Source organism: Kitasatospora sp. NPDC051853 (assembly GCF_044452665.1).
In the GTDB taxonomy this organism is placed as follows: Bacteria; Actinomycetota; Actinomycetes; order Streptomycetales; family Streptomycetaceae; genus Kitasatospora.
In genome coordinates this window covers 35,946-59,713 of the sequence record NZ_JBITBY010000008.1, presented here as the reverse complement: position 1 = coordinate 59,713, position 23,768 = coordinate 35,946, and the positions used below count along the sequence as shown (strand labels likewise).

Sequence of the window (23,768 nt, the reverse complement as noted above, 5' to 3'; positions counted from 1 at the left end):
CCCCTCGCGCAGTTCCTCGCGCCCCTGAAGGCATCACCTTGTTCCGTCAGGCCGCCTTGGTGAGCTGCGGGGCGTCCGCCATCAGGCCCTGGCGCTGCTTCTTGCGCCACGGCATCGGCAGCCCCAGCGTGATGAAGGCCTCCGCCTGCATCGCGGCGAAGCCGATCCGCGGGAGGTCCCGGGTCTGCGGGTAGACCAGGAACCGCGGCTCCCACTCCGGCTGGAACTTGGCGTTGAACTTGTACAGCGACTCGATCTGGAACCACCGCGAGAGGAAGACCAGCAGCCCCCGCCAGGCCCGCAGCACCGGCCCCGCCCCGATCCGCTCCCCGCGGGCCAGCGCCGAGCGGAACATCGCGAAGTTCAGCGAGACCCGCCGCACGCCGAGCGCCGGCACGGCCTGCAGCGCCGCCACGATCAGCAGCTCGTTCAGCCCCGGGTCGGCCGCCCGGTCACGCCGCATCAGCTCCAGCGAGATCCCGTCCGGCCCCCACGGCACGAAGTGCAGCACCGCCTTGAGGTCGTCCGCGTCGGCCGGCTCGCCCTCCTCGGGGGCCTTGTGCGCGGTGACCACCACGCAGCCGTCGTCGCCCGGGTCGCCGAAGCGCCCCAGCGCCATCGAGAAGCCGCGCTCGGTGTCGGTGCCGCGCCAGCGGGCGGCGGCGTCGGCGATCCGGCGCTTCTCCTCCAGGCTCAGGTCGCCGACCCGGCGGACCTGGCAGGAGTAGCCGTTGCGCTCGATCCGCTTCACCATCTGGCGGACGTTGCGCATGGCGCGCCCGGAGAGTGAGAAGGCCGCGGTGTCGACGATGGCCTCGTCGCCGAGCTCGATCGCGTCGAGGCCGGCCTCCCGGGTCCAGATCTCGCCGCCCTGCTCGGAGCAGCCCATCACGGCGGGGACCCAGGCGTGGGCGCGGGCCTCGGCCATGAAGACCTTGATCGCGCCGGGCCAGGCCTCGGGGTCGCCGACCGGGTCGCCGGAGGCGAGCATCACGCCGGAGACCACCCGGTAGGAGATGGCGGCCTTGCCGGTGGGCGAGAACAGCACGCTCTTGTCGCGGCGGAGCGCGAAGTAGCCGAGGGAGTCCCGCTCGCCGTGGCGGTCCAGCAGCTGACGGACCTTCACCTCGTCCTCGGCGGTGAGCTCGGGCTCGGGCTTCTCGGGGCGCAGCGCCAGGTAGGCGGTGGTGCCGGCGGTGATCAGGCCGAGCGCGCCGAGGGAGTAGCCGACGTACCAGGCGACCTTCTCGGAGCGGTAGTCGACCGGGCCCTCGAAGCCGACCAGGCCGTACAGCACGTGCTGGAGCCGTTCGCCCAGCCCCGGGGTGTTGACCTCGGCGCCGTGGCGGACGCCGACGATCAGCAGGCCGAGGCCGACCGAGACGGCGGCCAGCAGGACGAAGGCGGCCCCGGCGCGCCAGCGGGTGCGCGGGTCGGCCTTGGCGTAGAACTCGCGGTGGTGCACCAGCATCACCACGAACAGCACCAGCGAGATGACCGCGGGGCCGATCTGGTGCCAGCGCAGCAGGTGGAGCCCGGCGCCGATCGGCAGCAGGACGCAGACGGCCCGCCAGGCGCGGCGCTTCCGGCGGCGCAGGGCGTGCGCCAGCATCACCAGCAGCAGGCCGACCATCAGGGTGCCGGCGGCGGCCAGCGTGGTGGTGCCGCCGGGGAGCTGGCCGGCCAGCCACTGCATCTTGGTGCCGCGCAGCTTCGGGAAGATCGCGCAGGCGATGTCCACCAGGCCGATCAGCAGACAGGTGTACCCCACGGCGCCGGGCAGCCAGGCCCGGGGCACGGCGGCCGCCTGGGTGCGCAGCGTCTGGAGCCGCCGGCGCGGCTGCTCCTGGGTCGGTTCAACGGACACGGGCGTACTCACGGGGTGTCAGCGTAGGGGCTGCCGCGGGCAGTTCCGCCCCTCCGGTGGGGGCGTCGTGCGGAACCTTCATGACAAATCCTTGTTCTGGCAATCGGACCGTCAGATGAGCTCCCGGAGAGGGTCGTTCCGGGTGCGCGGCGGACGGTGGTGCCCTGGGGACGGGTGGGCGTTGCGACCTGACGGGTACTCGACCGACGCGTGTGCGGACGACCCCCTCGGCTGTGCCGCACACGGTGGACGCAGCATTCTAGGCCTCCGGTTGCGCCCCTCCCGCACACCGGTCGCCCGGCTCCCCGGACACCCGCCCGGCGCAGCACCGGTGGCCCGCCCGGCGCGGCCCGGCACAGGATGGACCTCCCGACCGGAGGAGACGCTCCGCCATGCTCAGCACCCGATCGCTGTTCCAGCAGATCTACGCCGACGACCGGGCGTACCAGCTGTTCTGCTCCGTCGCGGCCGGCGGCGAGGACCAGGGCGGGTGGGAGAACGAGCGGATCACCGAGCTCACCACCGACCCGGTGCTGGCCCCCAAGGTGGCCCGGCACGGCGCGGACGAGCGCAAGCACGGCCGGATCTTCACCCAGCTGCTGCGCAAGCGCGGCCTGGAGAAGGTGGAGATCCCGCCGGAGACCGACTACTGCATGCTGCTGGAGCGCCAGGGCATCGGCCTCTCGCACGACCGGCTGACCTCGGGCGCCCCGCTCTCCGAGCGGGAGATCATCACCTACCTGGCGCACAGCCGGGTCACCGAGCAGCGCGCGTCCGAGCAGATGCGCCAACTGGTGAAGGCGTACGCCGACAACCCGGACCTGGACCGGGCGATGCGGATGATCTCCGCCGACGAGGACAACCACCTCGCCTACTGCCACGAGGAGCTGCTCCGGCTGGCCGCCCGCGGCCACGGCCCGTACATCCGGCACTCCCTGGAGTCGATCGCCCGGGGCGAGATCCGCACCCACCGGGACGTCGGCCTGGCCGTGATGACCGCGCTGGGCCGGATCCTGGGCTGGCCCCGGCACCAGCGGCTGCTGCTGGCGGCCGGGGTGCAGGCGCTCTACCTGTACGACCGGGCCTGGGGCTGGCGCCGGATGGTCAGCCTGCGGATGCCGGCCAAGCGCAACGCCCTGGGCTGACGCGTCGTCATCCCAGGGCGTTCGCGGACCGGCTCGGCGGCCGGTTCAGGGCCGGTTCAGCGGCCGATGATGAGGCTCATCGCCTCGGCCCGGGTGGCCGGGTCGCGCAGCTGGCCGCGGACGGCCGAGGTGAGGGTCTTGGCGCCGGCCTTGCGGATGCCGCGCATCGACATGCACATGTGCTCGCACTCGATCACCACGATGGCGCCGCGCGGCTCCAGGATGCGCATCAGCGAGTCGGCCACCTGGCTGGTCAGCCGCTCCTGGACCTGGGGCCGGCGGGCGTAGACGTCGACCAGCCGGGCCAGCTTGGAGAGGCCGGTGATCTTACCGCTGGTGGACGGGATGTAGCCGACGTGGGCGACGCCCCGGAACGGCACCAGGTGGTGCTCGCAGGTGGAGTACACCTCGATGTCCTTGACCAGCACCATCTCGTCGTGGCCCAGGTCGAAGGTGGTGGAGAGGACGTCCTCGGGCTGCTGCCACAGGCCCGCGAATATCTCCTTGTAGGCCCGGGCCACCCGGGCCGGGGTCTCCAGCAGGCCCTCGCGGTCCGGGTCCTCGCCGATCGCCAGCAGCAGCTCGCGCACGGCGGCCTCCGCGCGCTTCTGGTCGAACTCCCCGATCGCGGGGTCCTGGTCCAGAGTCACCGGGTCGATCATGCGGGCCTCGCAAGCTGGTCAGTGGAGTTGGTGGAGAAACGGTCCGAGCAGCACGGATGCCGCGCCTCCAGAGTACAAACCCGGGTGACGCGGCATCCATTCCGATCGGTCGTCAGGCCTCCGAAGGGGTCTCCGGCAGCTTGACGATGTCGACCTGGGCGGTGGCCTCGGCCTGTGCCGCGTTGCTCAGGGCCAGCTCCTTGGGGGACTGGACCGGCGGGCGGGTGGACGGGGTCCGGCGGGCGGAACCGGTCCAGGCCGGGCGGGCCGGGCGCTTCACCACGGGGGCGAAGATCTCGGCGATCTGCTCCTTGTTCAGGGTCTCCTTCTCCAGGAGCTCCAGGACGAGGTTGTCGAGCACGTCGCGGTTCTCGACCAGGATCTCCCAGGCCTCGTTGTGCGCGGTCTCGATGAGCTTCTTGACCTCCTCGTCCACCAGCCCGGCGACCTCCTCGGAGTAGTCGCGCTGGTGGCCCATCTCGCGGCCCAGGAACGGCTCCGAGTCGCTGGAGCCGAACTTGATCGCACCCAGGCGCTCGGTCATGCCGTACTGGGTGACCATGGCCCGCGCGGTGGCGGTGGCCTTCTCGATGTCGTTCGAGGCGCCGGTGGTCGGGTCGTGGAAGACCAGCTCCTCCGCCGCGCGCCCGCCCAGCATGTAGGCCAGCTGGTCGAGCATCTCGTTCCGGGTGGTCGAGTACTTGTCCTCGTCCGGCAGGACCATCGTGTAGCCCAGGGCGCGGCCGCGGGACAGGATGGTGATCTTGTGGACCGGGTCCGCGTTCGGGGAGGCCGCCGCGACCAGGGCGTGGCCGCCCTCGTGGTACGCGGTGATCTTCTTCTCCTTGTCGGACATGATCCGGGTCCGCTTCTGCGGGCCGGCCACGACGCGGTCGATCGCCTCGTCCAGGATGGAGTTGTCGATCAGCTTCTTGTCCGAGCGGGCCGTCAGCAGGGCGGCCTCGTTGAGCACGTTGGACAGGTCGGCACCGGTGAAGCCGGGGGTGCGCTTGGCGACGGCCGAGAGGTCGACGTCCGGGGCGACCGGCTTGCCCTTCTGGTGGACCTTCAGGATCTCCAGACGGCCCATCAGGTCGGGGCGGTCCACCGCGATCTGGCGGTCGAAGCGGCCCGGGCGCAGCAGCGCCGGGTCCAGGATGTCCGGGCGGTTGGTGGCGGCGATCAGGATCACGCCGCCCTTCACGTCGAAGCCGTCCATCTCGACCAGCAGCTGGTTGAGGGTCTGCTCGCGCTCGTCGTGACCGCCGCCGAGGCCGGCGCCGCGGTGGCGGCCGACCGCGTCGATCTCGTCGACGAAGACGATCGCCGGGGCGTTCGCCTTGGCCTGCTCGAACAGGTCACGGACCCGGGAGGCACCGACACCGACGAACATCTCGACGAAGTCCGAGCCGGAGATCGAGTAGAACGGGACGCCCGCCTCGCCGGCCACGGCACGGGCCAGCAGGGTCTTGCCCGTCCCGGGCGGGCCGTACAGCAGCACGCCCTTGGGAATCTTGGCACCGACCGCCTGGAACTTGGCCGGCTCCTGGAGGAACTCCTTGATCTCGTGGAGCTCCTCGACCGCCTCGTCCGCGCCCGCGACGTCGGAGAAGGTGGTCTTCGGGGTGTCCTTGGTGAGCAGCTTGGCCTTGGACTTGCCGAACTGCATGACCCGGGAGCCGCCGCCCTGCATCTGGTTCATCAGGAACAGGAACACCAGCACGATGATGACGATCGGCAGCATCGACAGCAGCAGGCTGACGAAGGTGGACTGCTTCTCGGGCACCACGGTGTAGCCGTTCGGCACGCTGGTCGGGTGCTCGGTCAGCCAGCCGGCCAGGTCGGAGCCCTGGTCGCCGACGTACGAGGCCTGGAACTTGGAGCCCGAGGGCACCTTGCCGTTGCTACCCGCGGGCAGCTTCTGACCGTCCCTCAGCTCGACCTTGATCAGGTTCGAGTCGCCGGTGGTGATCTGCACCGACTGCGCCTGGTTGTTCTTGATCGCGTAGACGACCTGGCTGGTGTCCGCCGTCTTGGAGCCGCTGGAGTCGGAGACGACCTGCATCAGCACAATGACGGCGAGGACGGCCAGCACGATCCACATGATCGGCGCACGGAAGTATCGCTTGACGTCCATCCATGCGGGGCGTTGCCGCCCCGTCCCTCCTGCCACTCAACAGCGCTGATCGGCTGTGGCCGTCGGCGCATCCGGTATGTGCTCATGAGAAGAGCGGTTTATGGGACCGTACCGCAGCCTTCACCGCCGACGGCGGGAGCACGACGACTACGACGTATTTTCCTACCCCGGCACAACGGGCGGGAACATCGCACTGTTCCCGCCCGTCGCCCGATCGGGGCACTCTCTTCCGACGGTGCGTCAGCCGCCGTACACGTGCGGGGCCAGGGTGCCGATGAACGGCAGGTTCCGCAGCTTCTCCGCGTAGTCCAGGCCGTAGCCGACCACGAACTCGTTCGGGATGTCGAAGCCGACGTACTTGACGTCGATCTCGACCTTGGCGGCGTCCGGCTTGCGCAGCAGGGTGCAGACCTCCAGCGAGGCCGGGCCGCGCGAACGCAGGTTGTTGAGCAGCCAGGACAGGGTCAGGCCGGAGTCGATGATGTCCTCGACGATCAGCACGTCCCGGCCCGAGATGTCGGTGTCCAGGTCCTTGAGGATCCGGACCACGCCCGAGGACTTGGTGCCCATCCCGTAGGAGGAGACCGCCATCCAGTCCATGGTGACCTTGGAGTGCAGCACCCGGGACAGGTCGGCCATCACCATGACGGCGCCCTTGAGCACGCCGACGATGAGCAGGTCGCGGCCGGCGTAGTCCTGGTCGATCCGCTCGCCCAGCTCCAGGAGCTTGGCGTCGATCTCGTCCTTGCTGATGAGCACCTTCGCCAGGTCGGCGCCCATGTCGTTGTGATCCACCGGGGATACGTCCTCAAACGTTCGGGGTCCTGTGTCGGCGGCGTCCCTGCGACCTGGTGTTCACCCGTCAGTCGCCCTGGCGCCGGAACACCAGCGTGCCACACGTGCGGGTGACCTCCACCCCTCCGGGTAGGTGCAAGGGCCCCTGACCACGCCATCCGGTGACCAGCAGGTCCACCGTTTCGAGGTGACGGGCGAACAGGTCGCCGGCCGGACAGCCCGCCCGCAGCGCGGCCCGGCGCAGCAGCCGGCGGCGCACGGCGGACGGCAGTTCGGCCAACCTCGTGACGTCCAGGGCCCCTTCGGCCGTCCGGAGGTCCCGCTCGGCCAGCGCGGCCCACTGGTCCAGCGCGTCGGCGTCGTCCCGGAACAGCCGGGCGGTCCGCGCCAGCGCCTCGACCACCCCGGTGCCCAGGTGCTTCTCCAGCACCGGCAGCACCTCGTGCCGCACCCGGGCCCGGGTGTACGCCGGGTCGGAGTTGTGCGGGTCGTCCCAGACCGGGATCGACTGCTCCTTGCAGGCCTGCCGGGTCGCCGCCCGGTCCAGCTCCAGCAACGGCCGCCGGTACCGGCCCTTCTGGGCCGGCATCCCGGCCAGCGAACGGGCGCCCGAACCGCGGGCCAGCCCCATCAGCACCGTCTCGGCCTGGTCGTCCCGGGTGTGCCCGAGCAGCACCGCCACCGCGCCGAAGCGCTCGGCGGCCTCGTCCAGCGCGGCGTACCGGGCCTCCCGGGCGGCGTTCTCCGGCCCGCCCTGACGGCCCACCAGCACCTGGACGGCCTCCACCGGGTCCAGCCCCAGCTCGGCCAGCCGGCCGGCCACCTGGCGGGCCCGCTCCCCGGAGCCGTCCTGCAGTCCGTGATCCACCGTCACCGCGCCCACCCGCAGGCCGAGCTTGGGCGCCTCGAAGGCGGTGGCGATGGCCAGCGCCATCGAGTCGGCTCCGCCGCTCACCGCGACCAGCACCAGCGGCGAACCGGGGGCGGCGGGGGTGCGGGGCAGTCCGGAGGGGTGGCGGCGGGCGTTGCCGATCAGCGTGGTGGCGCTGCCGGCCGGCTCGGGCGCCGGGGCCCCGCTGAGCGCGAGGGCGGCGGGGCGGCCGCGCGGCGAGCGGGCGGCGGGGGTGATGTCGCCCAGGTCTGCGGCGAGTTCGGCGAGGGTGCGGCGGACGGCGAGGCGTATCGCCGCGACGGCGGGGTGTGGTCCCACGGGGAGGCACTCCTTGGCACGGGGGCGGAGCGGGAACGGTGACGCGGCGTCAGCCCACGGTCACCGGATGCTCACAGATGGTCGCAGAATCCGGGCACCGGCCACGCCACCCTCGCCACCGGTACGACCACCGTCCCACGTACGAGTGAATGAAGAAACGTTCCCCCACCGCCAACGGGTCAACCTCACGGCACCCGTGTACGACCCCCGCGCGGCTGACCCGCAACACGGGGTGCGCCCCGCAGGGGCGCGAGGAACTGCGCGCTCCGGGAGGCGGCCCACCGGCAACTGAACCGCCGTCAGCCGGTTGCACCTGCTGCCGTACCCCTGCGAGCAGTTCCCCGCGCCCCTGCGGGGCGCACCTGCGGGGCCGTCTACGGCGTGACGCGGGCGACCCAGGCGGCGGGGTTGTGGATCTCCTCCTTGGTGGGGAGGGTGTTCGGGGAGGTCCAGACGCGGTTGAAGCCCTCCATGCCGACGCGGTCCACGACGCCCCGGACGAAGACCGCGCCGTCCTGGTACTGGCGGAGCTTGGCGTCCATCCCGAGCAGCCGGCGGATCACCAGGTCCAGCCGCCCGGCCCCGAGGGCCCGCCGCTGCTGGAACTTCTCCCGGATCTCCCCCACGCTCGGCACCACGACCGGCCCGACCCCGTCCATCACCACGTCCGCGTGCCCCTCCAGGAGGGACATCACCGCCGTCAGGCGGTTGAGGGTCTCGCGCTGCCCCGGCGACTGCACCACCTCCAGCAGCGATCCCCGCTCCCGCTCGCGCTCCCCCTCGCCGCGCCCGCCGAGCAGCCCGCGCGCCCGCTCCAGCAGCGCCAGCGGGTCGACCTCGGTCTGCGCCAGGAAGGACTGCACCTCGGACTGGATGTGGTCGCGCAGCCACGGCACCGCCGTGAACTGGGTGCGGTGGGTCTCCTCGTGCAGGCAGACCCAGAGCCGGAAGTCGTGCGGGTCGACGTCGAGTTCGCGCTCCACCTGGACGATGTTCGGTGCGACCAGGAGCAGCCGTCCGGGGGCCGGCGGCCGCAGGCCCAGCCGGGGCGAGTCCATGATCCCCTCGGGGCTGTCCGGGGCGCTCGGCAGCGGGCCGGGGTACTCGGCCGGGGCGAAGGTCTCGTACTGGCCGAGCACCTTCCCGGAGAGGAAGGCCAGCACCGCGCCGATCTCGACGCCGGTGGCCTTCTCGCCGATCGTGCCGAACACGGCGGCGCCGGGGGTGTCGGTGCGGCGGGCCTGGAGCTTCTCGACCAGCGGGCGGACGACGGTGCGGAAGCCGGCCACGTTGGCCCGCACCCAGCCGGGGCGGTCGACCACGAGCACGGGGGTGGAGTCGGCGGCGATCAGGCTGGAGGAAGCCATCCGGGTGTAGGCGCGGACGTGCTCCTCCGCCTCCAGTGCGTGGCGCCGGAGTTCGGAGACCACCTCGCGGGCCTCGGCCCGGGTCACCTCCGGACCGGGCCGCGCCAGCCTGGTCGCCGTAGCGACCGCGAGATCCCAGTCGACCATCCCAGCCCCACCGCTCGCGCTCGTCATGCCCTCACCGTACGGGACGGGCCGCCAACGGCACATGGTTGGGGAACGGCAGCACCCGGTTGGCGAAAGTGGTCACCCCGGGGGCGCGGGGAACTGCGCGCGGGGGGACGGCAGCGCGTGCGACCGGGTGACGGTGGGTCAGTTGCAGGTGAGCCGCCTTCCGTACTCGCGCAGTTCCTCGCACCCCCGGGGTGACCACCGACCCGCGCCCCGAGTTGCCTGGCGGGCGGCAAGTCTCAGTGGCAGCCGCAGACGGCCAGGCGGGCGACGGCGCGGTCGATGGCGGCGCGGGCGGCGTCGCCGCCGGTGGGGGTGGTGTGGCTCATCAGGGCGAAGGTGAGCGGGCGGCCCTCGGCGTCCATGACGGTGCCGGCCAGGGTGAAGATGCCGCTCTCGGTCAGGGTGCCGGTCTTGGCCCGGACGATGCCGATGCCCTCGGGGGACTTGGCGAAGCGGCTCGCCATGGTGCCGGTGAAGCCGGCGATCGGCAGGCCGGTCAACACCGGTCGCAGCTGCGGGTGTTCGGGGGACGAGGCGACCGCGAGCAGCTTGGCGAGGACCAGCGGGGAGAGCTGGTTCCCCTTGTGCAGGCCGCTGCCGTCGTTGAGGACCACGCCCGTCATCGGGACGCCGAGCGCCTCCAGGGTCTGCCGGGTGGCGAGCGAGGCTCCCTCGAAGCTCGCGGGCTGCTTGGCGGCGATGGCGACCTGACGGGCGATCGTCTCGGTGAGCAGGTTGTCGGAGGTGGTGAGGAAGCGCTCGACCAGCCGGTCGATGGTCGGCGACTTCACCGCGGCCAGCTCGGCCGCACCGGCCGCCGCGGTCTTGGCGGCCGGCTTGCCCTGGACGGTGATCCCCAGCCCGCCGAGCAGGGCGGCGAAAGCCTCGGTGGCCCGGACGGCGGGTTCGGCGACCCGGCCGGGGGCGTCCTCCTTGGAGCGCGGGTCGATCTTGGCCTCGTCCACCATCAGCGGGGTGACGTCGGCGATGTTGGTGCCGTCGTGCTCGGCGTGCCGGATCGGACCGGTGTACAGCGAGGTGTCGAAGCCGATCTTGACCGAGCCGACGCCGGCCGTCTTCAGGGCGGCGGCGGTCCGCTGGGCGAGGTCGGCGAGGGTGGCGGGGGCGGTGTCCTCGTCCACCGGCATGCCGCCGACCCGCACGTCGGCCTGCGGCAGGGTGGAGAGGGTCGGGTCGCCGCCGCCGACCAGCACGATCTCGTCGGGCGCGGAGCCCTGCACCACCCGGGTGGAGAGCCTGGTGTCGCCGGGGACGAGCTGCAGTGCGGCGACCGCGGTGAGCAGCTTGGTGGTGGAGGCGGGGGTGGCCGCGCCGTTCTCGTTCCCGCCGAGGAGCAGGGCGCCGGTGACGCCGTCGGTGATGGCGAAGCCGAGGGTGCCGAACGCCTTGTCCTGGAGCAACGCCCCGAGGTCGCGCTGGAGTCCGGCGGTGGTGGGCAGGCCGGTGTCCCCGGTGACGCTCGCCGCGAGCACGGCCCCGCCGGTGGCGGCCAGCTTCGGCCCGGCGGGCGCCGGCGGCCTGGCGGCGCCGGAGGCCGGGGCGGACGGATGTCCGCTGCTCTGGCCCGCCTTCGGGCTGGGCGCGGCGGAGGCCGCCGTCAGTCCGCCCGCGGTGAGCGCGACCCCGAGCACTCCGGCCACCGCCGCTCTGCGGCCGCGCCGCACCCCCGTCCCTCGCTGCACCACCGGGCCCCTTTCCTGAGCACACCCTGCCGTAGGAGACACTAGATTCTGTCAGTCCCTACCTTGGAGGAACCGTTGGAGTTCGACGTCCTGATCGAGATCCCGAAGGGCTCCCGCAACAAGTACGAGGTCGACCACGAGTCTGGTCGCCTGCGTCTTGACCGGATGCTCTTCACCTCGACCCGCTACCCGGCCGACTACGGCTACGTCGAGGGCACCCTCGCGGACGACGGTGACCCGCTGGACGCGCTGGTCATCCTGGACGAGCCGACCTTCCCCGGTTGCCTGATCAAGTGCCGCGCCATCGGCATGTTCAAGATGACCGACGAGGCGGGCGGCGACGACAAGCTGCTCTGCGTCCCGGCCACCGACCCGCGCTGGGAGCACCTGCAGGACATCCAGCACGTGTCGGAGTTCGACCGCCTGGAGATCCAGCACTTCTTCGAGGTCTACAAGGACCTGGAGCCCGGCAAGTCGGTCCAGGGTGCCGACTGGGTCGGCCGCACCGAGGCCGAGGCCGAGATCAACGCCTCGATCAAGCGCTTCGAGGAGAACGGCGGCCACTGAGGCCCCGTCACTCCCGGGACCGTGGCGAGCAGCTGACTGCTCGCCACGGTCCCTTTTTTCGTCCACACTCTTGCCGACAGTCTGTCGGCATCACGTTGACTTAGGTAAGGCTAACCATAGAGAATCGGGGCGTCTCCCCCCGACCCACGGAGGTCCGCATGACCAGCCCCGAGCCCACGCCGTTCTCCACCGTGCTGCGCACCGCCAGTGCCGCCGAGCACGAGGCCGCCGAAGGCTCGGCCTTCATGGGCCACCTGCTGAACGGGCGCCTCGGGGTGGACGCCTACGCCGAGCTCTCCGGCCAGCTCTGGTTCGTCTACCGGGCCCTGGAGGGCCGGGCGGCCGAGCTGGCCGGGCACCCGGTGATCGGCCGGTTCATCGACCCGGCGCTGTTCCGCACCGAGGCCCTGGAGGCGGACCTGCTCCACCTGCGCGGGGCCGGCTGGCGCGACGGGCTGTCCGCGCTGCCCGCCACCGCCGCGTACGCGGCCCGGCTGGAGGAGCTGGTGGAGACCTGGCCGGCCGGGTACCTGGCCCACCACTACACCCGCTACCTGGGCGACCTGTCGGGCGGTCAGATCATCCGCGGCATCGCGGAGAAGACCTGGGGCTTCGAGCGCAAGGGCGCCGGGGTGCACTTCTACGTCTTCGACCAGGTCACCAACCCCGCCGCGTTCAAGCGCGACTACCGGGCCAAGCTGGACGCCGCCGGGCTGGAGCTGGACGAGGTCGAGCGCCGCCGGGTGGTCGAGGAGACCAAGCGGGCCTTCGGCCTGAACAGCGCGCTCTTCGCCGACCTCGACCTGCGCTACCCGCTCAGCGCCTGAGCACGGCAACGACGGTGCCCCGACGGGAGTTCGACTCCCGTCGGGGCACCGTCGCGTGGCGGCCGCGGTCAGCGGGTACGACGCCGGACCAGCACCGTGGTGCCGGTGCCGAGCAGCAGCAGACCGGCCGCGGTGGCGACCAGCGGGACCACCGGGGTGTCCATGCCGGTCGAGGCCAGCTGGCCGCCCGAGGCGAGCGAGCCACCGCTGCTGGTCAGCACCGCACCACCGCCGGTCGAACCCCCGCCCGTGGCACCGCCGTTGGTGACGCCGGTGCCCGCCGAGGGGGCCGGGGTGGAGGGCTTCGCGGAGGAGGCCGGCAGGGTGGCGCCCTTGTCGAAGGAGAGCACGGCGTTCACCGGGTCCAGCGCATCGCCCTCCTTGTAGAACCCGGCGAAGGCGGTGGCCCCCTCCTTGGTCAGGGTGGCCGGGAGCCGATCGAGCGTCACCACGCCGTTGACCGGGGCGAAGCCCGCCCCGGAGACGTCCAGCGCGGCGAGCTTCATGCCCTTCCACTGCGCGGTCGTCCCGTCCACCGCCCTGGAGGTCAGGTCGGCGGTCAGGAAGGCACCGGACCGCTCGATCCGCACGCCCGGGTTGGCGATGGTCAGGTCCAGCTCGTACGCGTCGCCCTTCGGGTGGGCCAGGAAGCGGACCGAGCCCTGGAATCCGGCGGTGACGCCGTGGGTCCTGGTGTCGTACGAGCCGCTGCCCTTGCCGAACCGGTAGTCGGCCGCGCCGCCGCCGAACTCCACCCTGCCGCCGCTGGCCGGCATGGCCAGGTACGTGCGGAAGGACTCCTTGACGCCCCAGTCCAAGCGCCCGTCCACGATCGGGAGTTCGGCCGGAGCGGTGCTCGGCGAGGCGGACGCGGAGGCGGAGGAGCTGGGCGACGAGGAGGGCGACGCCGAGGCGGACACGGACGGCGAGGCCGACGCCGACGCCGACGGAGATGCCGAGGCCGACGGGGATGCGGACGCGGACGGCGAGGCCGAGGCGGACGGACTCGCGGAGGCGGAGGCCGAGGCCGAGACGGAGGGGCTCGCGGAGGGCGAGGTGCTGGGCGTGGACTTGGCGAGCGCGATCTTCACCGGGTCCATCGCGGCGCCCGCCTGGTAGAAGCCGCCGAAGACCGCCGCGCCGTCCGCCGTGAGGGTGGCCGCCGCGGGCACGCCCGTGGTGGTGTCCCGGCCGACCGCGAAGGTGACCAGCGGGGCGTCCTCGCGCTTGACCACCTTGGGCGACTTCGCCTTGGTGGCCGGGTCCTCGACCAGCTCCACCGTCGACGCGTCGGCGGTGATGGAGCCGGTGGTGCCGCTGGTGGTGAGCCTGAGGTCGGTCAGGGTGATGTCCATCTGCCCGCCGTGGGCGGTGAACCGGACCCTGCCGGTGAAGGCGGCCGCGAGCGCGTGGGTGGTGGGGTCGTACTCGCCGGAGCCGTCGAAGTGCAGGGTGCCGTCCGCGTTCCGGCTCGCGCCGCCGGTCAGCTCGACCTTGCCGCCCTGGGAGGCCGGGCCCTCCAGGTACTTGAGGAAGCTGCTCTTCACGCCCCAGTCGAACGAGCCCTGGTCGTAGACCACCTTGGCCGGAGCACCGAAGGCCAGACCGGGCACACCGACGGCGGTCAGGCCGAGGCCGATCGCGGCGGCGGCCAGGGCCGGGAGCGGGGTGCGGTTGCGACGGGTGACGGGCATGGCGGTGACGCTCCTTCAAGCGGGGGACGTGGGAGGGGGTTTCAGGAGGTGCTGCGGCGGCGCCGGACCAGCAGGACGGCGCCCGCGGCGGCCCCGGCCGCGAGCACGCCGCCGACGGCTGCGGCCGGCACCCAGCCGCCGGAGGAGTCCGAGGCGGCCGCCACGGGGGTGGCGGAGGCGCTCGCCGGGGTGGCCGCCGGGGCACCGGGCACGGCGGGGCCGAGGTCCGGCAGCGGCGGCAGGACGGCGGCCGGGTCGAGGGCCACGGCGAAGCTCAGCGGGTCCATGGCGGTGCCGGCCGGGTAGAGCCCGCCGAAGGCCCTGCTGCCCTCCTCGGTGAGGGCCAGCGGGAGTTCGACGGCCTTGAGCAGGCCGCCCTCGGGCTTGAGCGCGGCGGCGTCGAAGGTGGCCAGCACCACGCCGGGGAGCCGCCGGGCCTCGCCGTCGGCGGTCTTCCCGGAGACGTCGGCGGCCAGCGTGCCCTTCCCGCCCGTGACCTTCACGGACGGGTCGGCCAGCCCCAGGTCGAGGCCGTACGCGCCGCCGCTCTCCATGCCCCGGAAGCGGACCGTGCCGGTGAAGGCGGCGGCCAGTTCGCCGGTGGCGGGGTCGTACGAGCCCTTGGCCGGGGTCCAGCGGAAGAAGGCGCCGCCGTCGGCCGCGCCGCCGTCCAACTGCCAGCCGCCCTTGGCGACGGTGCCGGTGACGTAGTCCCGGAAGGTGCGCCGCACGCCCCAGTCCAGCGCGCCGCCGGCGAACTCGGTACGGGCGGCGGCCGGGCTCGCCGAGGGGCTCCCGGACGGGGCCGCGGTGGCCGACGGGGTGTCAGTGGGCGCGGCGGTCGGGCTCGCCGACGGGTTCGGGGGCACGGTCGGGGTCGCGGACGGGGTGGGTGCGGCGGCCGCCTTGACGTTGACCGAGAGGGTCAGCGGGTCCAGCTCCGTCCCGGCCGGGTAGAAGTTGCCGAAGGCGGTGGCCCCGGCGCCGGTCAGGGTGGCGGGCACACCGGAGAGGGTGATCGTGCCGCCCTGGCCGCGCAGGTCGATCCCGCCGAGCCCGAGCTCGGCCAGCTTCACCTGGCTCGCACTGCTCACCGCGCCGGTGTCCTTGGCCTTGCTGACCACGTCCGCGTAGAGCCCGCCGCTGCCGGGGCCGGCCTTCACCGTGAAGCGGCTCAGCTTCATGTCCAGGGCGAAGCTGCCGTTGCTCTCGTGCCCCCGGAAGCTCACGCCGCCGGAGAGCGCCGCGGCCAGCGCCCCGCTCTCCGGGTCGTAGGAGCCGGTGGCGGAGTGGAACCGGAAGGTGTCCCCGCCGACCGTGGCCGCGCCGCCGGTCAGGCTCCAACTGCCCTTGGCGATCGGGCCGGTGACGTAGCTGAGGAAGGAGTGCTTGATGCCCCAGTCCAGCCGTCCGCCGGAGACCGTGCCGGGGGCGGCGACGGCCGGGACGACGGCCAGGGTCAGCAGCGCCGCGAGCGCCGCGACCAGGGTGGCGGCGAGGCGGCGCAGGCGGCGCGGGAAGGGCATGACGGAGCGCTCCAGGGCAGCGGGGGACGCGGGAGGGTCCGGGCGGACCCCCTTGCGGAACTGAGGTAAGGCTAACCTAATATAAGCGTCAAGAGTCACCCCGGGTCCACCCCCGCTTCACCACCCGGAAGTGCCAGCACCCCGACGAGGAGCAGCAGTTGACGGCGAACCACCCAAGACCGACCGGCACGTGGGGGGCGGCGTCGCGCCGCCGGGGCACGCACCTCGCCGGCTTCTCGTCGGTCGCCGATGCTCCGCATGGACTCCCTCCTCGGCGCCGCCGAGCCACGCACCCCAACGACGCTCCTTCCTCCACCCCCCACGTGCCGGTCGGTCTGATCCGCGCCCGCGCGCTGGGCCTCGCCCTGCTGCTCGCCACCGCCGTCGGCTGCGGCGGGACGGCCACCGGGCAGGCCACCCCCACCACCGCCGCGGCCGCCGTCCCGGACCGGGTCGAGCCGCTGGCCGCCGCCCCCGCCCCGGTGCTGCCGGTCACGGTGGACTCGGCCGACGGCCGGCCGGTCACCGTCACCAGCGCCGAGCGGATCGTCCCGCTCAACGGCAGCCTGGCCGAGCTGGTCTTCTCCCTGGGCCTGGGCTCCAAGGTGGTGGCCCGGGACGTCTCCACCACCTTCGAGCAGGCCGCCGCACTACCGGTGATCACCCAGGCCCACGACGTCTCGGCCGAGGGCGTGCTCTCGCTGCGCCCCACCCTGGTGCTGGCCGACCGCTCCACCGGCCCGGCCGAGGCGGTGGCCCAGATCCGGGCCGCCGGGGTGCCGCTGGTGGTGCTGGAGGACGCCAAGCGGCTCTCCGACGTGGACGTCCGGATCGCGAAGGTGGCTGCCGCCCTCGGAGTCCCGGACGCCGGACGGCAGTTGACCGAGCGCACGGCCGCCCGCACCGCCGAGGTGCGGGCCGGGATCACCGCCGACGGCAAGCACCCCAAGGTGGCCTTCCTCTACCTGCGCGGCAGCGCCTCGGTCTTCCTGCTCGGCGGGCCGGCCTCCGGCGCGGTCTCGCTGATCGAGGCGGTCGGCGGCACCGACGCGGGCACCGCCGCCGGGCTCACCGGCGACTTCACCCCGCTCACCAGCGAGGCCCTGGTCAAGGCCGCCCCCGACGCCCTGCTGGTGATGGGCAAGGGCCTGGACTCGGTCGGTGGCGTGGACGGCCTGCTCAAGCTCCCCGGCGTGGCCCAGACCCCGGCCGGACTGGACCGCCGGGTGGTCTCGGTGCCCGACGGCGAACTGCTCAGCTACGGCCCCCGCACCCCCGAGGTGCTGCGGTCGATCGCCGCCCAGCTCTACGGGAGCGGGAAGTGACCACCCTTCAGGACCGCCCCGCGACGACCACCGCACCGTCGCAGCCGTCCCGCCGCCCGGCCCGCACCACCCTGCTGACCGCCGGCCTGGCCGCCGCCCTGCTGCTGGCCGCCCTGCTGGCGGCCGGGACCGGCGCCTACGCCGTCCCGCTCGGCGACGTGCTGGCCTCCGTCGCCCACCGCCTGGGCCTCGGCGGGCACGCCCTGGAGCGGGTGCCCGAGTCGGTGCTCTGGAACGTGCGCTTCCCCCGGGTCGTGCTGGCCCTGCTGGTCGGCGCCTCGCTGGGCTGCGCCGGGGCGCTGATGCAGGGCGTGTTCGGCAACCCGCTGGCCGAGCCCGGGGTGATCGGGGTCTCCTCCGGCGGCGCGGTCGGCGCGGTGGCCTGCATCGTGCTCGGCCTGGACGCGCTGGGCGGTTGGACCGTCACCGCCTTCGCCTTCGGTGCCGGCCTGGCCACCGTGTTCGCGGTCTACGCGCTCTCCCGCTCCGGCGGCCGGACCGAGGTGGTCACCCTGGTGCTCACCGGCGTCGCGGTGAACGCCTTCTGCGGCGCGCTGATCGGCCTCTTCCTGTTCACCGCCGACTCCGCCGCGATCAGCCAGGTGACCTTCTGGCAGCTCGGCTCGCTGGCCCAGGCGACCTGGGGCAAGGTGCTCGCCGTACTCCCGTTCGCCCTGCTCGGGTTGGCCGTCGCACCGCTGTACGCCCGGAAGTTGGACCTGCTGGCGCTCGGCGAGCGCCCCGCCCGGCACCTCGGCGTGGACGTGGAGCGGATGCGCCTGGTGCTGATCACCGTGGTCGCGCTGCTCACCGCCGCCGCCGTCTCGGTCAGCGGCGTGATCGGCTTCGTCGGCCTGGTCGTCCCGCACCTGCTGCGGATGCTGGCCGGGCCGGGCCACCGCTTCCTGCTGCCCGGCAGCGCGCTGGCCGGGGCGCTGGTGCTGCTGCTCGGCGACCTGGCCGCCCGCACCCTGGCCCGGCCGGCCGAGCTGCCGCTCGGGGTGCTCACCGCGCTGATCGGCAGCCCGTTCTTCTTCTGGCTGCTCCGCAGGACCCGTACCCGGCAGGGAGGTTGGGCATGAGACGGCCACGACGGCAGGTGCCGGAGCGCCCCGCGCCGGGCACCGAGGTGCTCGTCACCGAGGGGCTGCGGCTGAGCCTGGGCGGGCGCGAACTGCTCGGCGGGGTCGACCTGGTGGTCCGTGCCGGGGAGGTGCTGGCACTGCTCGGGCCGAACGGCGCGGGCAAGTCCACGCTGCTCTCGGTGCTGGCCGGGGACAACGCCCCCACCGCCGGGGAGGTGCGGCTGCTCGGCCGCCCGCTCGGCTCCTACCGGCCCGCCGAACTCGCCCTGCGGCGCGCGCTGCTGCCGCAGCACTCGGCCCTGACCTTCCCCTTCACGGCCGGGGAGGTGGTCCGGATGGGCCGCGCCCCCTGGGCCGGGACGGCGGCCGAGGCCGAGGACGGGGCGGCGGTGGCCGGGGCGCTGGCCGCCACCGAGTCCACCGCCTTCGCCGAGCGGCCGTTCACCGCGCTCTCCGGCGGCGAGCGGGCCCGGGTGGCACTGGCCCGGGTGCTGGCCCAGCGGGCCGCCGTCCTGCTGCTGGACGAGCCGACGGCGGCGCTCGACCTGCGCCACCAGGAGCTGGTGCTCCGGGTGGCCAGGGAGCGGGCCGCCGCCGGGGACGCGGTGGTGGTCGTGCTGCACGACCTCTCGCTGGCCGCCGCCTACGCGGACCGGATCACCCTGCTCGCGCGGGGGCGGCCGGTGGCCGACGGGCCGGTCGCCGAGGTGCTCTCGGCGGGGCTGCTCAGCGAGGTCTACGGCCACCCCGTGGAGGTCCTCCCGCACCCCGGGACCGGCGCCCCGCTGGTGCTGCCGACCCGTCGGTGACGGGGCGTCAGTCCTCGTCGTCGAGCCTGAAGCCGACCTTCAGGCCGACCTGGTAGTGCGCCACCGCGCCGTCGGCGAGGTGGCCCCGGATCTGCGTCACCTCGAACCAGTCGAGGTTGCGCAGGGTGCGGGCGGCGCGGCCGACGCCGTTGCGGATGGCGGCGTCCACGCTCTCGGTGGAGGACCCGACGATCTCGGTGACCCGGTAGACGTGGTCGGTCATGGCTGGCTCCCTGTTCTGCGGACGGCAAGTCCGTGGACGGTCCCCCGACCCACCCACCGTGCCCCAGCCGGGTGCCCGCCGCACGTGCAGACCGCCGCCCGGGGGCGCTCAGCTCCCGGCCAGCAGGTCGTCCACCCGGGCCTCCCCCTCCCGGTAGCGGCGGGTGATCTCCGCGCTGCAGTCGTCGGCCCGCCGCTGGAGGGCCTGGCGGCGGCCGGAGACCTCCCGCTCGTGCACCGTCAGCCGCTCCACGGCGGCCAGCAGCTCCTCGGTGGCGTGCGCCCCGAGGTCGGCCAGCTGGACGTCGCCCATCAGGGCGTCCGCCTCCCGCTGGTAGCGCTCGCCGCGCGGCGGGCCCATCCGCAGGTGCCGGGCGGGCCGGCGCACCCCTGACGGGGCGTCGGCCAGGATCGACGGCAGCCGGTCGAGCAGGTCGTCCGCCTCCGGGTGCTCGGCGGCCAGCCGGCGGCGCTCCAGCTCGGCCCGGAGGATGTCCAGCCGCCCGTGCAGCAGGCGGCGCAGGTAGGAGAGGTCGGCCTCCTGGTCCTGGGCGTCCCGGCGGATCAGCCGCAGCCGCTCCAGGCCCAGGCCGGTGAGCCCGTACGCCTGCTCGTCGTGGGCCGTGCTGCTCGCGTCCATCAACCAACCACCTGCCGCCGTTCCGGTCACCGTACCTCCCCCTGACGCCCCGTCACCTCGTGCACGAGCGCCCGGTGCCGGGGGTTCCCGACGGTGGAGGAGACCACCCGTGCGAGGGATGCGTGCGTTCGAAACCTCCGTACAGGGGCCGCCCGCGCGCCGTCCACAGCGTGCCATCCGCAGCCGTCCCTCGCACCGCCCGTACCCCCGAACGGCCCCCTGGCGAAGGGGGGTGGCTGATACGACGAGGACAATCCGCAGGCCGCGCGGGGGCTCGACCGCCGGGTTCTGCGCGCCCCCGGCGCGCGGTGCCTATCCGCACGCCGGGGGCGCGTTGTGACGCCTGGGGCAGAATGTGCCGCATGCGAGCAGTGGTGCAGCGGGCCGCCGAGGCGGCCGTGACGGTGGACGGCGAGACGGTCGGCGCGATCGAGGGCCCGGGGCTCTGCGTCCTGGTCGGCGTGACGCACGAGGACACGCCGGAGAAGGCGGCCCAACTGGCCCGCAAGCTCTGGACGCTGCGGCTGTTCTCGCACGGGGAGACCGAGGAGTCCTGTTCCGACATCGACGCGCCGTTGCTGGTGATCAGCCAGTTCACGCTCTACGGCGACGCGCGCAAGGGCCGCCGCCCCACCTGGAACGCCGCCGCGCCCGGCCCGAAGGCCGAGCCGCTGGTGGACGCCGTGGTGGCCGAACTCCGGGCGCTGGGGGCCACCGTGGCCACCGGGCGGTTCGGCGCGGACATGAAGGTCAGCCTGGTGAACGACGGGCCGTTCACCGTGCTGCTGGAGGTCTGAGGGCCCGTCAGGCCGGGACGATCACGTCCTGGCTGCCCGGGACGCCGTCCGCCAGCAGCACCTCCTCCACCGGCACGTTCCGCTTCACCAGGGCCAGCGCGACCGGCCCCAGCTCGTGGTGGCGGGCCGAGGAGGTGACGAAGCCGACCGGGCGGTCCTGGCCCGGGCGGAACACCTCCGCGCCGTGCGCGGGCAGCTTCTCCTCGGTGCCGTCCAGGTGCAGGAAGACCAGCCGGCGCGGCGGGCGGCCGAGGTTGTGCACCCGGGCCACCGTCTCCTGGCCCCGGTAGCAGCCCTTCTGCAGGTGGACGGCGGTGGTCAGCCAGTCCACCTCGTGCGGGATGGTGCGATGGTCGGTCTCGAAGCCCAGCCGGGGCCGGTGCCCCTCGATCCGCAGCGCCTCGTAGGCCCAGACCCCGGCCGCCGGGCCGTAGCCCGCGGCCAGCGCCTCCAGCTCGGCGCGCGGCACGAACAGGTCCCGCCCGTACGGCAGTTCGCGCACCGCCAGGGCCCCCTCGGCGGAGGCCGCGGAACCGGCCGGCAGGTGCACCACGGCGAGCTCGGCGGAGCGGTCGGCGACCTCGACCCGGTAGAAGAACTTCATGCTCTCCAGGTAGGCGATCAGCGCCTCCTGGGTGCCCGGCTCCACGTGCGCCCAGGTGGTCTCGCCGTCGTCCACCAGGTAGAGCGCGTGCTCGACGTGCCCGTTCGGCGAGAGGATCAGCGCCTCGGTGGCCTGCTGGGCCGGGAGCGCCGAGACGTGCTGGGTGAGCAGCAGGTGCAGCCAGGAGAGCCGGTCGGCACCGCTGACGGTGACCACGCCCCGGTGCGAGAGGTCCACGAAGCCGCGCCCGGCGGCCAGTTCGCGCTGCTCGCGGAAGAGGTCGCCGTAGTGCGCGGCCACCCCCTCGTCGGCTCCTTCGGCGGGGACGGCACCGGGCAGGGCAAGCAGCGGACTCTTCATGCCGCAAGCTTAGACCGGCCGCCATTTGGGGGGCAGCGTCGCGACGCCGGGGCACGCACCTCGCCGGCTTCTCGTCAGTCGCCGATGCTCCGCATGGACTCTCCCCCAGCCTCCGGCCGGGAGGTGCCCCCTTCTCGGCACCGCCGAGCCACGCACCCCACCGCCGCTCCTTCGCCTGCCCCCAAATGACGGTCGGTCTTACGACTGCGCCCGTTCGAGTTTGGCGGTGCAGTCGGCGCAGCGGCCGAAGATGGCGAAGTGCTTGAGGTCGGTGTCGAAGCCGTGGGCCGCCCGCAGGCTCTCGGCCAGCGGCGCGGCGATCGCGGTGTCGGTCTCGGTGACCGAGTCGCAGTCCCGGCAGACCAGGTGCAGGTGGTGGTGACGGCCCGCCAGGTGGTAGGTCGGGGCGCCGTGGCCGAGGTGGGCGTGCGAGACCAGGTGCAGCTCCTCCAGCAGCTCCAGCGTCCGGTAGACGGTGGAGATGTTGATCCCGCTGGCGGTCTTGCGGACCTCGTGCAGGATGTCGTCCGGGGTCGCGTGGTCCAGCCGGTCGACCGCCTCCAGCACCAGCTGGCGCTGCGGAGTGAGCCGGTACCCGCGCTCGCGCAGGTCGGCCTTCCAGTCGGAGGGGGTCTCGGTGTCCGCCACGGTGCCTGCCCTGGGTCTCGTCGAGGTCGTGGCAACAAGTGTAGGGACCGGCCGAGGGGCCGGTCCCTACCTCGTCAGGCCGGTGGCCGGACGGTTCAGCGGAAGAACGCGATGCCGTCGTCCGGCAGGTCGGCGATGTCCTGGATCAGCTTCGCCGGGTTGAGCACCTTCTTCAGCTGCGCCGACATGTACGGACGCAGCGGCACCTCGGGCGCGGACTTCTCGCCGACCCAGGCCAGGTCCTCGCCGTTGACCAGCCCGTACAGGCGCTTGCCACCGGAGTAGCGGACCTCGTCGCTGATCCGGGCGACCGCGTCGGTGGCCAGGTCGATCTGCGGCTTGCCGTCGTGCAGCTTGCCGTACCAGATCTCCACGGTGCCGTCGTCGCGGACCGAGGAGACCTCGATCTCGCGCTCGCCGCTGGTGCCGTGCTGGTTGGTGGTGACCCGCCAGAAGGCGTGCTCGGTCTCCAGCGGGCGGATCTTCTCGCCCTCGGCGTCCAGCTCCCAGCTGCGGGAGCGGAACTCGAGGAACGGCCGGCCGTCGTGCCGGAACACGATCTCCTGGCCGAAGTTGCACTTCTCGGTACCGGGGAAGTCGTAGACGCCCGCGCCCTCCCAGGTGCCGAGGAGGAAGGCCAGCGAAACGACGTCCGGGTGGAGGTCAGAAGGGATCTCGATCATGTTCCTGGTCGCTGTCGTCGGTGTGGTGCCTCAACCGTACGGCAGTGGTCAGCGCTGGCCCTGGTAGAGCTTCATGACGGAGAAGATGGCGAACCAGGTGATCAGGATGGCCATCAGGACGAGCAGGCCGTCGAAGAAGATTTCCAGACCGGACACGGGGCGCTCCCAGATGCGGCGTTGCGGAGACTGAACAGGACGGGCCCGAGTCTATCGGCCCGTTATGCGGCGGTCTCGGTGAGCCCCGCCACGTGGCGTGGACCGGCTTATAGGGTGTCAGCATGCCGAAGAAGCTGGTCATCAAGGTCACCGCCGGACCCGAGGCGCCGGAGCGCTGTTCGCAGGCCTTCACGGTGGCGGCGGTCGCCGTCGCCAGCGGCGTCGAGGTCTCGCTCTGGCTGACCGGCGAGGCCTCCTGGTTCGTCCTGCCGGGGCGGGCCGCCGAGTTCGAGCTGCCGCACGCCGCACCGCTGCCGGACTTGCTGGAGTCGGTGCTGGCAGGCGGTCAGGTCACCCTCTGCACCCAGTGCGCGGCGCGCCGGGGCATCGAGGAGAAGGACCTGATCGAGGGCGCCCGGATCGCCGGGGCGCAGGTCTTCGTGCAGGAGATCATGGCCGAGGACGTCCAGGCGCTGGTCTACTGACGGTCCTCGTGGTCGGGGTGGTCCCGGTCGTGGCCGGGCTCCTCCCACCTGGGGTCGTCCCAGCGCGGGTCGTTCCACCAGTCGTCCTCCGGGTCGCGCTTGTTGGCGAAGACCGCGGCCACCGGCGGGATCACCGCGGCGAACACGCACATGCCGATCGCGACCGGGACGGACCACAGGCGCACCAGGCCCCAGGCCAGGACGAACGTCGCCAGACAGACGCCCATCATGACGAAGTACCAGAAGTGTCTTCGGCGTCCCTGCACACTTCCACCGTACG

The 23,768-nt window shown here is 73.1% G+C and carries 23 protein-coding genes; 8 read left to right on the top strand and 15 right to left on the bottom strand.

Translation table 11 applies throughout. From position 1 onward, the window contains the following. Window positions 1-46: 46 nt before the first annotated feature. A complete protein-coding gene (locus ACIA8O_RS22960; RefSeq protein WP_396296139.1) occupies window positions 47-1,819 on the bottom strand; it encodes a phosphatidylglycerol lysyltransferase domain-containing protein in 1,773 nt (590 codons plus the stop codon). 440 nt (window positions 1,820-2,259) lie between these two features. Between ACIA8O_RS22960 and ACIA8O_RS22955 the strand changes: the two genes are divergently transcribed. Then, complete coding sequence (locus ACIA8O_RS22955) at window positions 2,260-3,012, top strand: ferritin-like domain-containing protein (protein WP_396295801.1); 753 nt, start codon at window positions 2,260-2,262, stop codon at window positions 3,010-3,012. A gap of 56 nt (window positions 3,013-3,068) precedes the next feature. Here the strand turns inward: ACIA8O_RS22955 and folE are convergent, their stop codons facing one another. The 6 genes from folE to dacB all read right to left on the bottom strand — a co-directional run bounded on the left by folE (window position 3,069) and on the right by dacB (window position 11,060). Then, window positions 3,069-3,674, bottom strand: a complete 606-nt coding sequence (folE, locus tag ACIA8O_RS22950; protein ID WP_396295800.1) for a GTP cyclohydrolase I FolE — start codon at window positions 3,672-3,674, stop codon at window positions 3,069-3,071. A 112-nt stretch (window positions 3,675-3,786) separates the two neighbouring features. After that, entirely contained in the window at window positions 3,787-5,811 is a 2,025-nt protein-coding gene (gene ftsH / locus ACIA8O_RS22945) for an ATP-dependent zinc metalloprotease FtsH (protein WP_396295799.1), read from the bottom strand. A 240-nt stretch (window positions 5,812-6,051) separates the two neighbouring features. Then, complete coding sequence (hpt, locus tag ACIA8O_RS22940) at window positions 6,052-6,591, bottom strand: hypoxanthine phosphoribosyltransferase (protein WP_380149463.1); 540 nt, start codon at window positions 6,589-6,591, stop codon at window positions 6,052-6,054. 82 nt (window positions 6,592-6,673) lie between these two features. Continuing rightward, window positions 6,674-7,816: a tRNA lysidine(34) synthetase TilS gene (gene tilS / locus ACIA8O_RS22935; protein ID WP_396295798.1), complete on the bottom strand. Its 1,143-nt coding sequence runs from the start codon at window positions 7,814-7,816 to the stop codon at window positions 6,674-6,676. Window positions 7,817-8,190: 374 nt separating this feature from the next. Then, window positions 8,191-9,357 (bottom strand): zinc-dependent metalloprotease, encoded by a 1,167-nt coding sequence (locus ACIA8O_RS22930; protein WP_396295797.1) that lies wholly within the window; start codon window positions 9,355-9,357, stop codon window positions 8,191-8,193. 236 nt (window positions 9,358-9,593) lie between these two features. Further along, window positions 9,594-11,060 (bottom strand): D-alanyl-D-alanine carboxypeptidase/D-alanyl-D-alanine-endopeptidase, encoded by a 1,467-nt coding sequence (gene dacB / locus ACIA8O_RS22925; RefSeq protein ID WP_396295796.1) that lies wholly within the window; start codon window positions 11,058-11,060, stop codon window positions 9,594-9,596. A gap of 75 nt (window positions 11,061-11,135) precedes the next feature. Here dacB and ACIA8O_RS22920 point away from each other — a divergent pair, with 75 nt between their 5' ends. Both ACIA8O_RS22920 and ACIA8O_RS22915 read left to right on the top strand, forming a co-directional pair. Then, window positions 11,136-11,627, top strand: a complete 492-nt coding sequence (locus ACIA8O_RS22920; protein ID WP_396295795.1) for an inorganic diphosphatase — start codon at window positions 11,136-11,138, stop codon at window positions 11,625-11,627. 158 nt (window positions 11,628-11,785) lie between these two features. Next, window positions 11,786-12,454, top strand: a complete 669-nt coding sequence (locus ACIA8O_RS22915) for a heme oxygenase (biliverdin-producing) (RefSeq protein ID WP_396295794.1) — start codon at window positions 11,786-11,788, stop codon at window positions 12,452-12,454. 68 nt (window positions 12,455-12,522) lie between these two features. Here ACIA8O_RS22915 and ACIA8O_RS22910 read toward each other — a convergent pair whose 3' ends face one another. Together ACIA8O_RS22910 and ACIA8O_RS22905 are read right to left on the bottom strand one after the other, a co-directional pair. Further along, window positions 12,523-14,148 (bottom strand): HtaA domain-containing protein, encoded by a 1,626-nt coding sequence (locus tag ACIA8O_RS22910; protein ID WP_396295793.1) that lies wholly within the window; start codon window positions 14,146-14,148, stop codon window positions 12,523-12,525. Window positions 14,149-14,189: 41 nt separating this feature from the next. After that, on the bottom strand, window positions 14,190-15,674 hold the full coding sequence (locus ACIA8O_RS22905; RefSeq protein WP_396295792.1) for an HtaA domain-containing protein: 1,485 nt from the start codon (window positions 15,672-15,674) through the stop codon (window positions 14,190-14,192). Between the two features lie 323 nt (window positions 15,675-15,997). Between ACIA8O_RS22905 and ACIA8O_RS22900 the strand changes: the two genes are divergently transcribed. Genes ACIA8O_RS22900 through ACIA8O_RS22890 form a run of 3 tightly spaced genes read left to right on the top strand, consistent with a single transcriptional unit; the run spans window position 15,998 to window position 18,893 of the window. Beyond that, entirely contained in the window at window positions 15,998-16,999 is a 1,002-nt protein-coding gene (locus tag ACIA8O_RS22900; protein WP_396295791.1) for a hemin ABC transporter substrate-binding protein, read from the top strand. Further along, entirely contained in the window at window positions 16,996-18,081 is a 1,086-nt protein-coding gene (locus ACIA8O_RS22895; RefSeq protein ID WP_396295790.1) for a FecCD family ABC transporter permease, read from the top strand. Before ACIA8O_RS22900 ends, ACIA8O_RS22895 begins: the two co-directional genes overlap by 4 nt. Continuing rightward, window positions 18,078-18,893: a heme ABC transporter ATP-binding protein gene (locus ACIA8O_RS22890; RefSeq protein ID WP_396295789.1), complete on the top strand. Its 816-nt coding sequence runs from the start codon at window positions 18,078-18,080 to the stop codon at window positions 18,891-18,893. Before ACIA8O_RS22895 ends, ACIA8O_RS22890 begins: the two co-directional genes overlap by 4 nt. 7 nt (window positions 18,894-18,900) lie before the next feature. Here the strand turns inward: ACIA8O_RS22890 and ACIA8O_RS22885 are convergent, their stop codons facing one another. Together ACIA8O_RS22885 and ACIA8O_RS22880 are read right to left on the bottom strand one after the other, a co-directional pair. Next, complete coding sequence (locus ACIA8O_RS22885; RefSeq protein WP_396295788.1) at window positions 18,901-19,116, bottom strand: dodecin; 216 nt, start codon at window positions 19,114-19,116, stop codon at window positions 18,901-18,903. A 108-nt stretch (window positions 19,117-19,224) separates the two neighbouring features. Further along, window positions 19,225-19,755, bottom strand: a complete 531-nt coding sequence (locus ACIA8O_RS22880) for an ABC transporter substrate-binding protein (protein ID WP_396295787.1) — start codon at window positions 19,753-19,755, stop codon at window positions 19,225-19,227. Window positions 19,756-20,117: 362 nt separating this feature from the next. Here ACIA8O_RS22880 and dtd point away from each other — a divergent pair, with 362 nt between their 5' ends. Beyond that, window positions 20,118-20,552 (top strand): D-aminoacyl-tRNA deacylase, encoded by a 435-nt coding sequence (gene dtd, locus ACIA8O_RS22875; RefSeq protein ID WP_396295786.1) that lies wholly within the window; start codon window positions 20,118-20,120, stop codon window positions 20,550-20,552. 7 nt (window positions 20,553-20,559) lie between these two features. On the opposite strand, the gene ACIA8O_RS22870 is transcribed toward dtd, so the two are convergent. From ACIA8O_RS22870 to ACIA8O_RS22860, 3 genes are all read right to left on the bottom strand, one after another. Further along, window positions 20,560-21,516 carry a YgfZ/GcvT domain-containing protein gene (locus tag ACIA8O_RS22870; RefSeq protein WP_396295785.1) on the bottom strand — a complete coding sequence of 319 codons (957 nt, stop codon included), beginning with the start codon at window positions 21,514-21,516 and terminating at the stop codon, window positions 20,560-20,562. Window positions 21,517-21,714: 198 nt separating this feature from the next. Then, entirely contained in the window at window positions 21,715-22,164 is a 450-nt protein-coding gene (locus ACIA8O_RS22865; protein ID WP_396295784.1) for a Fur family transcriptional regulator, read from the bottom strand. A gap of 95 nt (window positions 22,165-22,259) precedes the next feature. Then, window positions 22,260-22,847: an FABP family protein gene (locus tag ACIA8O_RS22860; protein ID WP_396295783.1), complete on the bottom strand. Its 588-nt coding sequence runs from the start codon at window positions 22,845-22,847 to the stop codon at window positions 22,260-22,262. A 278-nt stretch (window positions 22,848-23,125) separates the two neighbouring features. On the opposite strand from ACIA8O_RS22860, the gene ACIA8O_RS22855 reads away from it, so the two are divergent. Continuing rightward, the gene (locus tag ACIA8O_RS22855; protein WP_396295782.1) at window positions 23,126-23,488 is read left to right on the top strand and encodes a DsrE family protein; all 363 of its coding nucleotides are present in this window, start codon (window positions 23,126-23,128) and stop codon (window positions 23,486-23,488) included. Here ACIA8O_RS22855 and ACIA8O_RS22850 read toward each other — a convergent pair. Further along, window positions 23,482-23,754: a DUF3099 domain-containing protein gene (locus tag ACIA8O_RS22850; protein ID WP_396295781.1), complete on the bottom strand. Its 273-nt coding sequence runs from the start codon at window positions 23,752-23,754 to the stop codon at window positions 23,482-23,484. The genes ACIA8O_RS22855 and ACIA8O_RS22850 overlap by 7 nt on opposite strands. Between the last annotated feature and the right edge of the window lie 14 nt (window positions 23,755-23,768).

What these genes read in the sequence shown, in the direction of transcription:
- ACIA8O_RS22955 (WP_396295801.1), top strand. Translation starts at nt 2,260, where the DNA reads ATGCTCAGCACCCGATCGCTGTTCCAGCAGATCTACGCCGACGACCGG.
- folE (WP_396295800.1), bottom strand. Translation starts at nt 3,674, where the DNA reads ATGATCGACCCGGTGACTCTGGACCAGGACCCCGCGATCGGGGAGTTC.
- ftsH (WP_396295799.1), bottom strand. Translation starts at nt 5,811, where the DNA reads ATGGACGTCAAGCGATACTTCCGTGCGCCGATCATGTGGATCGTGCTG.
- hpt (WP_380149463.1), bottom strand. Translation starts at nt 6,591, where the DNA reads ATGGGCGCCGACCTGGCGAAGGTGCTCATCAGCAAGGACGAGATCGAC.
- ACIA8O_RS22930 (WP_396295797.1), bottom strand. Translation starts at nt 9,357, where the DNA reads ATGACGAGCGCGAGCGGTGGGGCTGGGATGGTCGACTGGGATCTCGCG.
- ACIA8O_RS22915 (WP_396295794.1), top strand. Translation starts at nt 11,786, where the DNA reads ATGACCAGCCCCGAGCCCACGCCGTTCTCCACCGTGCTGCGCACCGCC.
- ACIA8O_RS22910 (WP_396295793.1), bottom strand. Translation starts at nt 14,148, where the DNA reads ATGCCCGTCACCCGTCGCAACCGCACCCCGCTCCCGGCCCTGGCCGCC.
- ACIA8O_RS22905 (WP_396295792.1), bottom strand. Translation starts at nt 15,674, where the DNA reads ATGCCCTTCCCGCGCCGCCTGCGCCGCCTCGCCGCCACCCTGGTCGCG.
- ACIA8O_RS22890 (WP_396295789.1), top strand. Translation starts at nt 18,078, where the DNA reads ATGAGACGGCCACGACGGCAGGTGCCGGAGCGCCCCGCGCCGGGCACC.
- ACIA8O_RS22885 (WP_396295788.1), bottom strand. Translation starts at nt 19,116, where the DNA reads ATGACCGACCACGTCTACCGGGTCACCGAGATCGTCGGGTCCTCCACC.
- ACIA8O_RS22880 (WP_396295787.1), bottom strand. Translation starts at nt 19,755, where the DNA reads ATGGACGCGAGCAGCACGGCCCACGACGAGCAGGCGTACGGGCTCACC.
- dtd (WP_396295786.1), top strand. Translation starts at nt 20,118, where the DNA reads ATGCGAGCAGTGGTGCAGCGGGCCGCCGAGGCGGCCGTGACGGTGGAC.
- ACIA8O_RS22870 (WP_396295785.1), bottom strand. Translation starts at nt 21,516, where the DNA reads ATGAAGAGTCCGCTGCTTGCCCTGCCCGGTGCCGTCCCCGCCGAAGGA.
- ACIA8O_RS22860 (WP_396295783.1), bottom strand. Translation starts at nt 22,847, where the DNA reads ATGATCGAGATCCCTTCTGACCTCCACCCGGACGTCGTTTCGCTGGCC.
- ACIA8O_RS22855 (WP_396295782.1), top strand. Translation starts at nt 23,126, where the DNA reads ATGCCGAAGAAGCTGGTCATCAAGGTCACCGCCGGACCCGAGGCGCCG.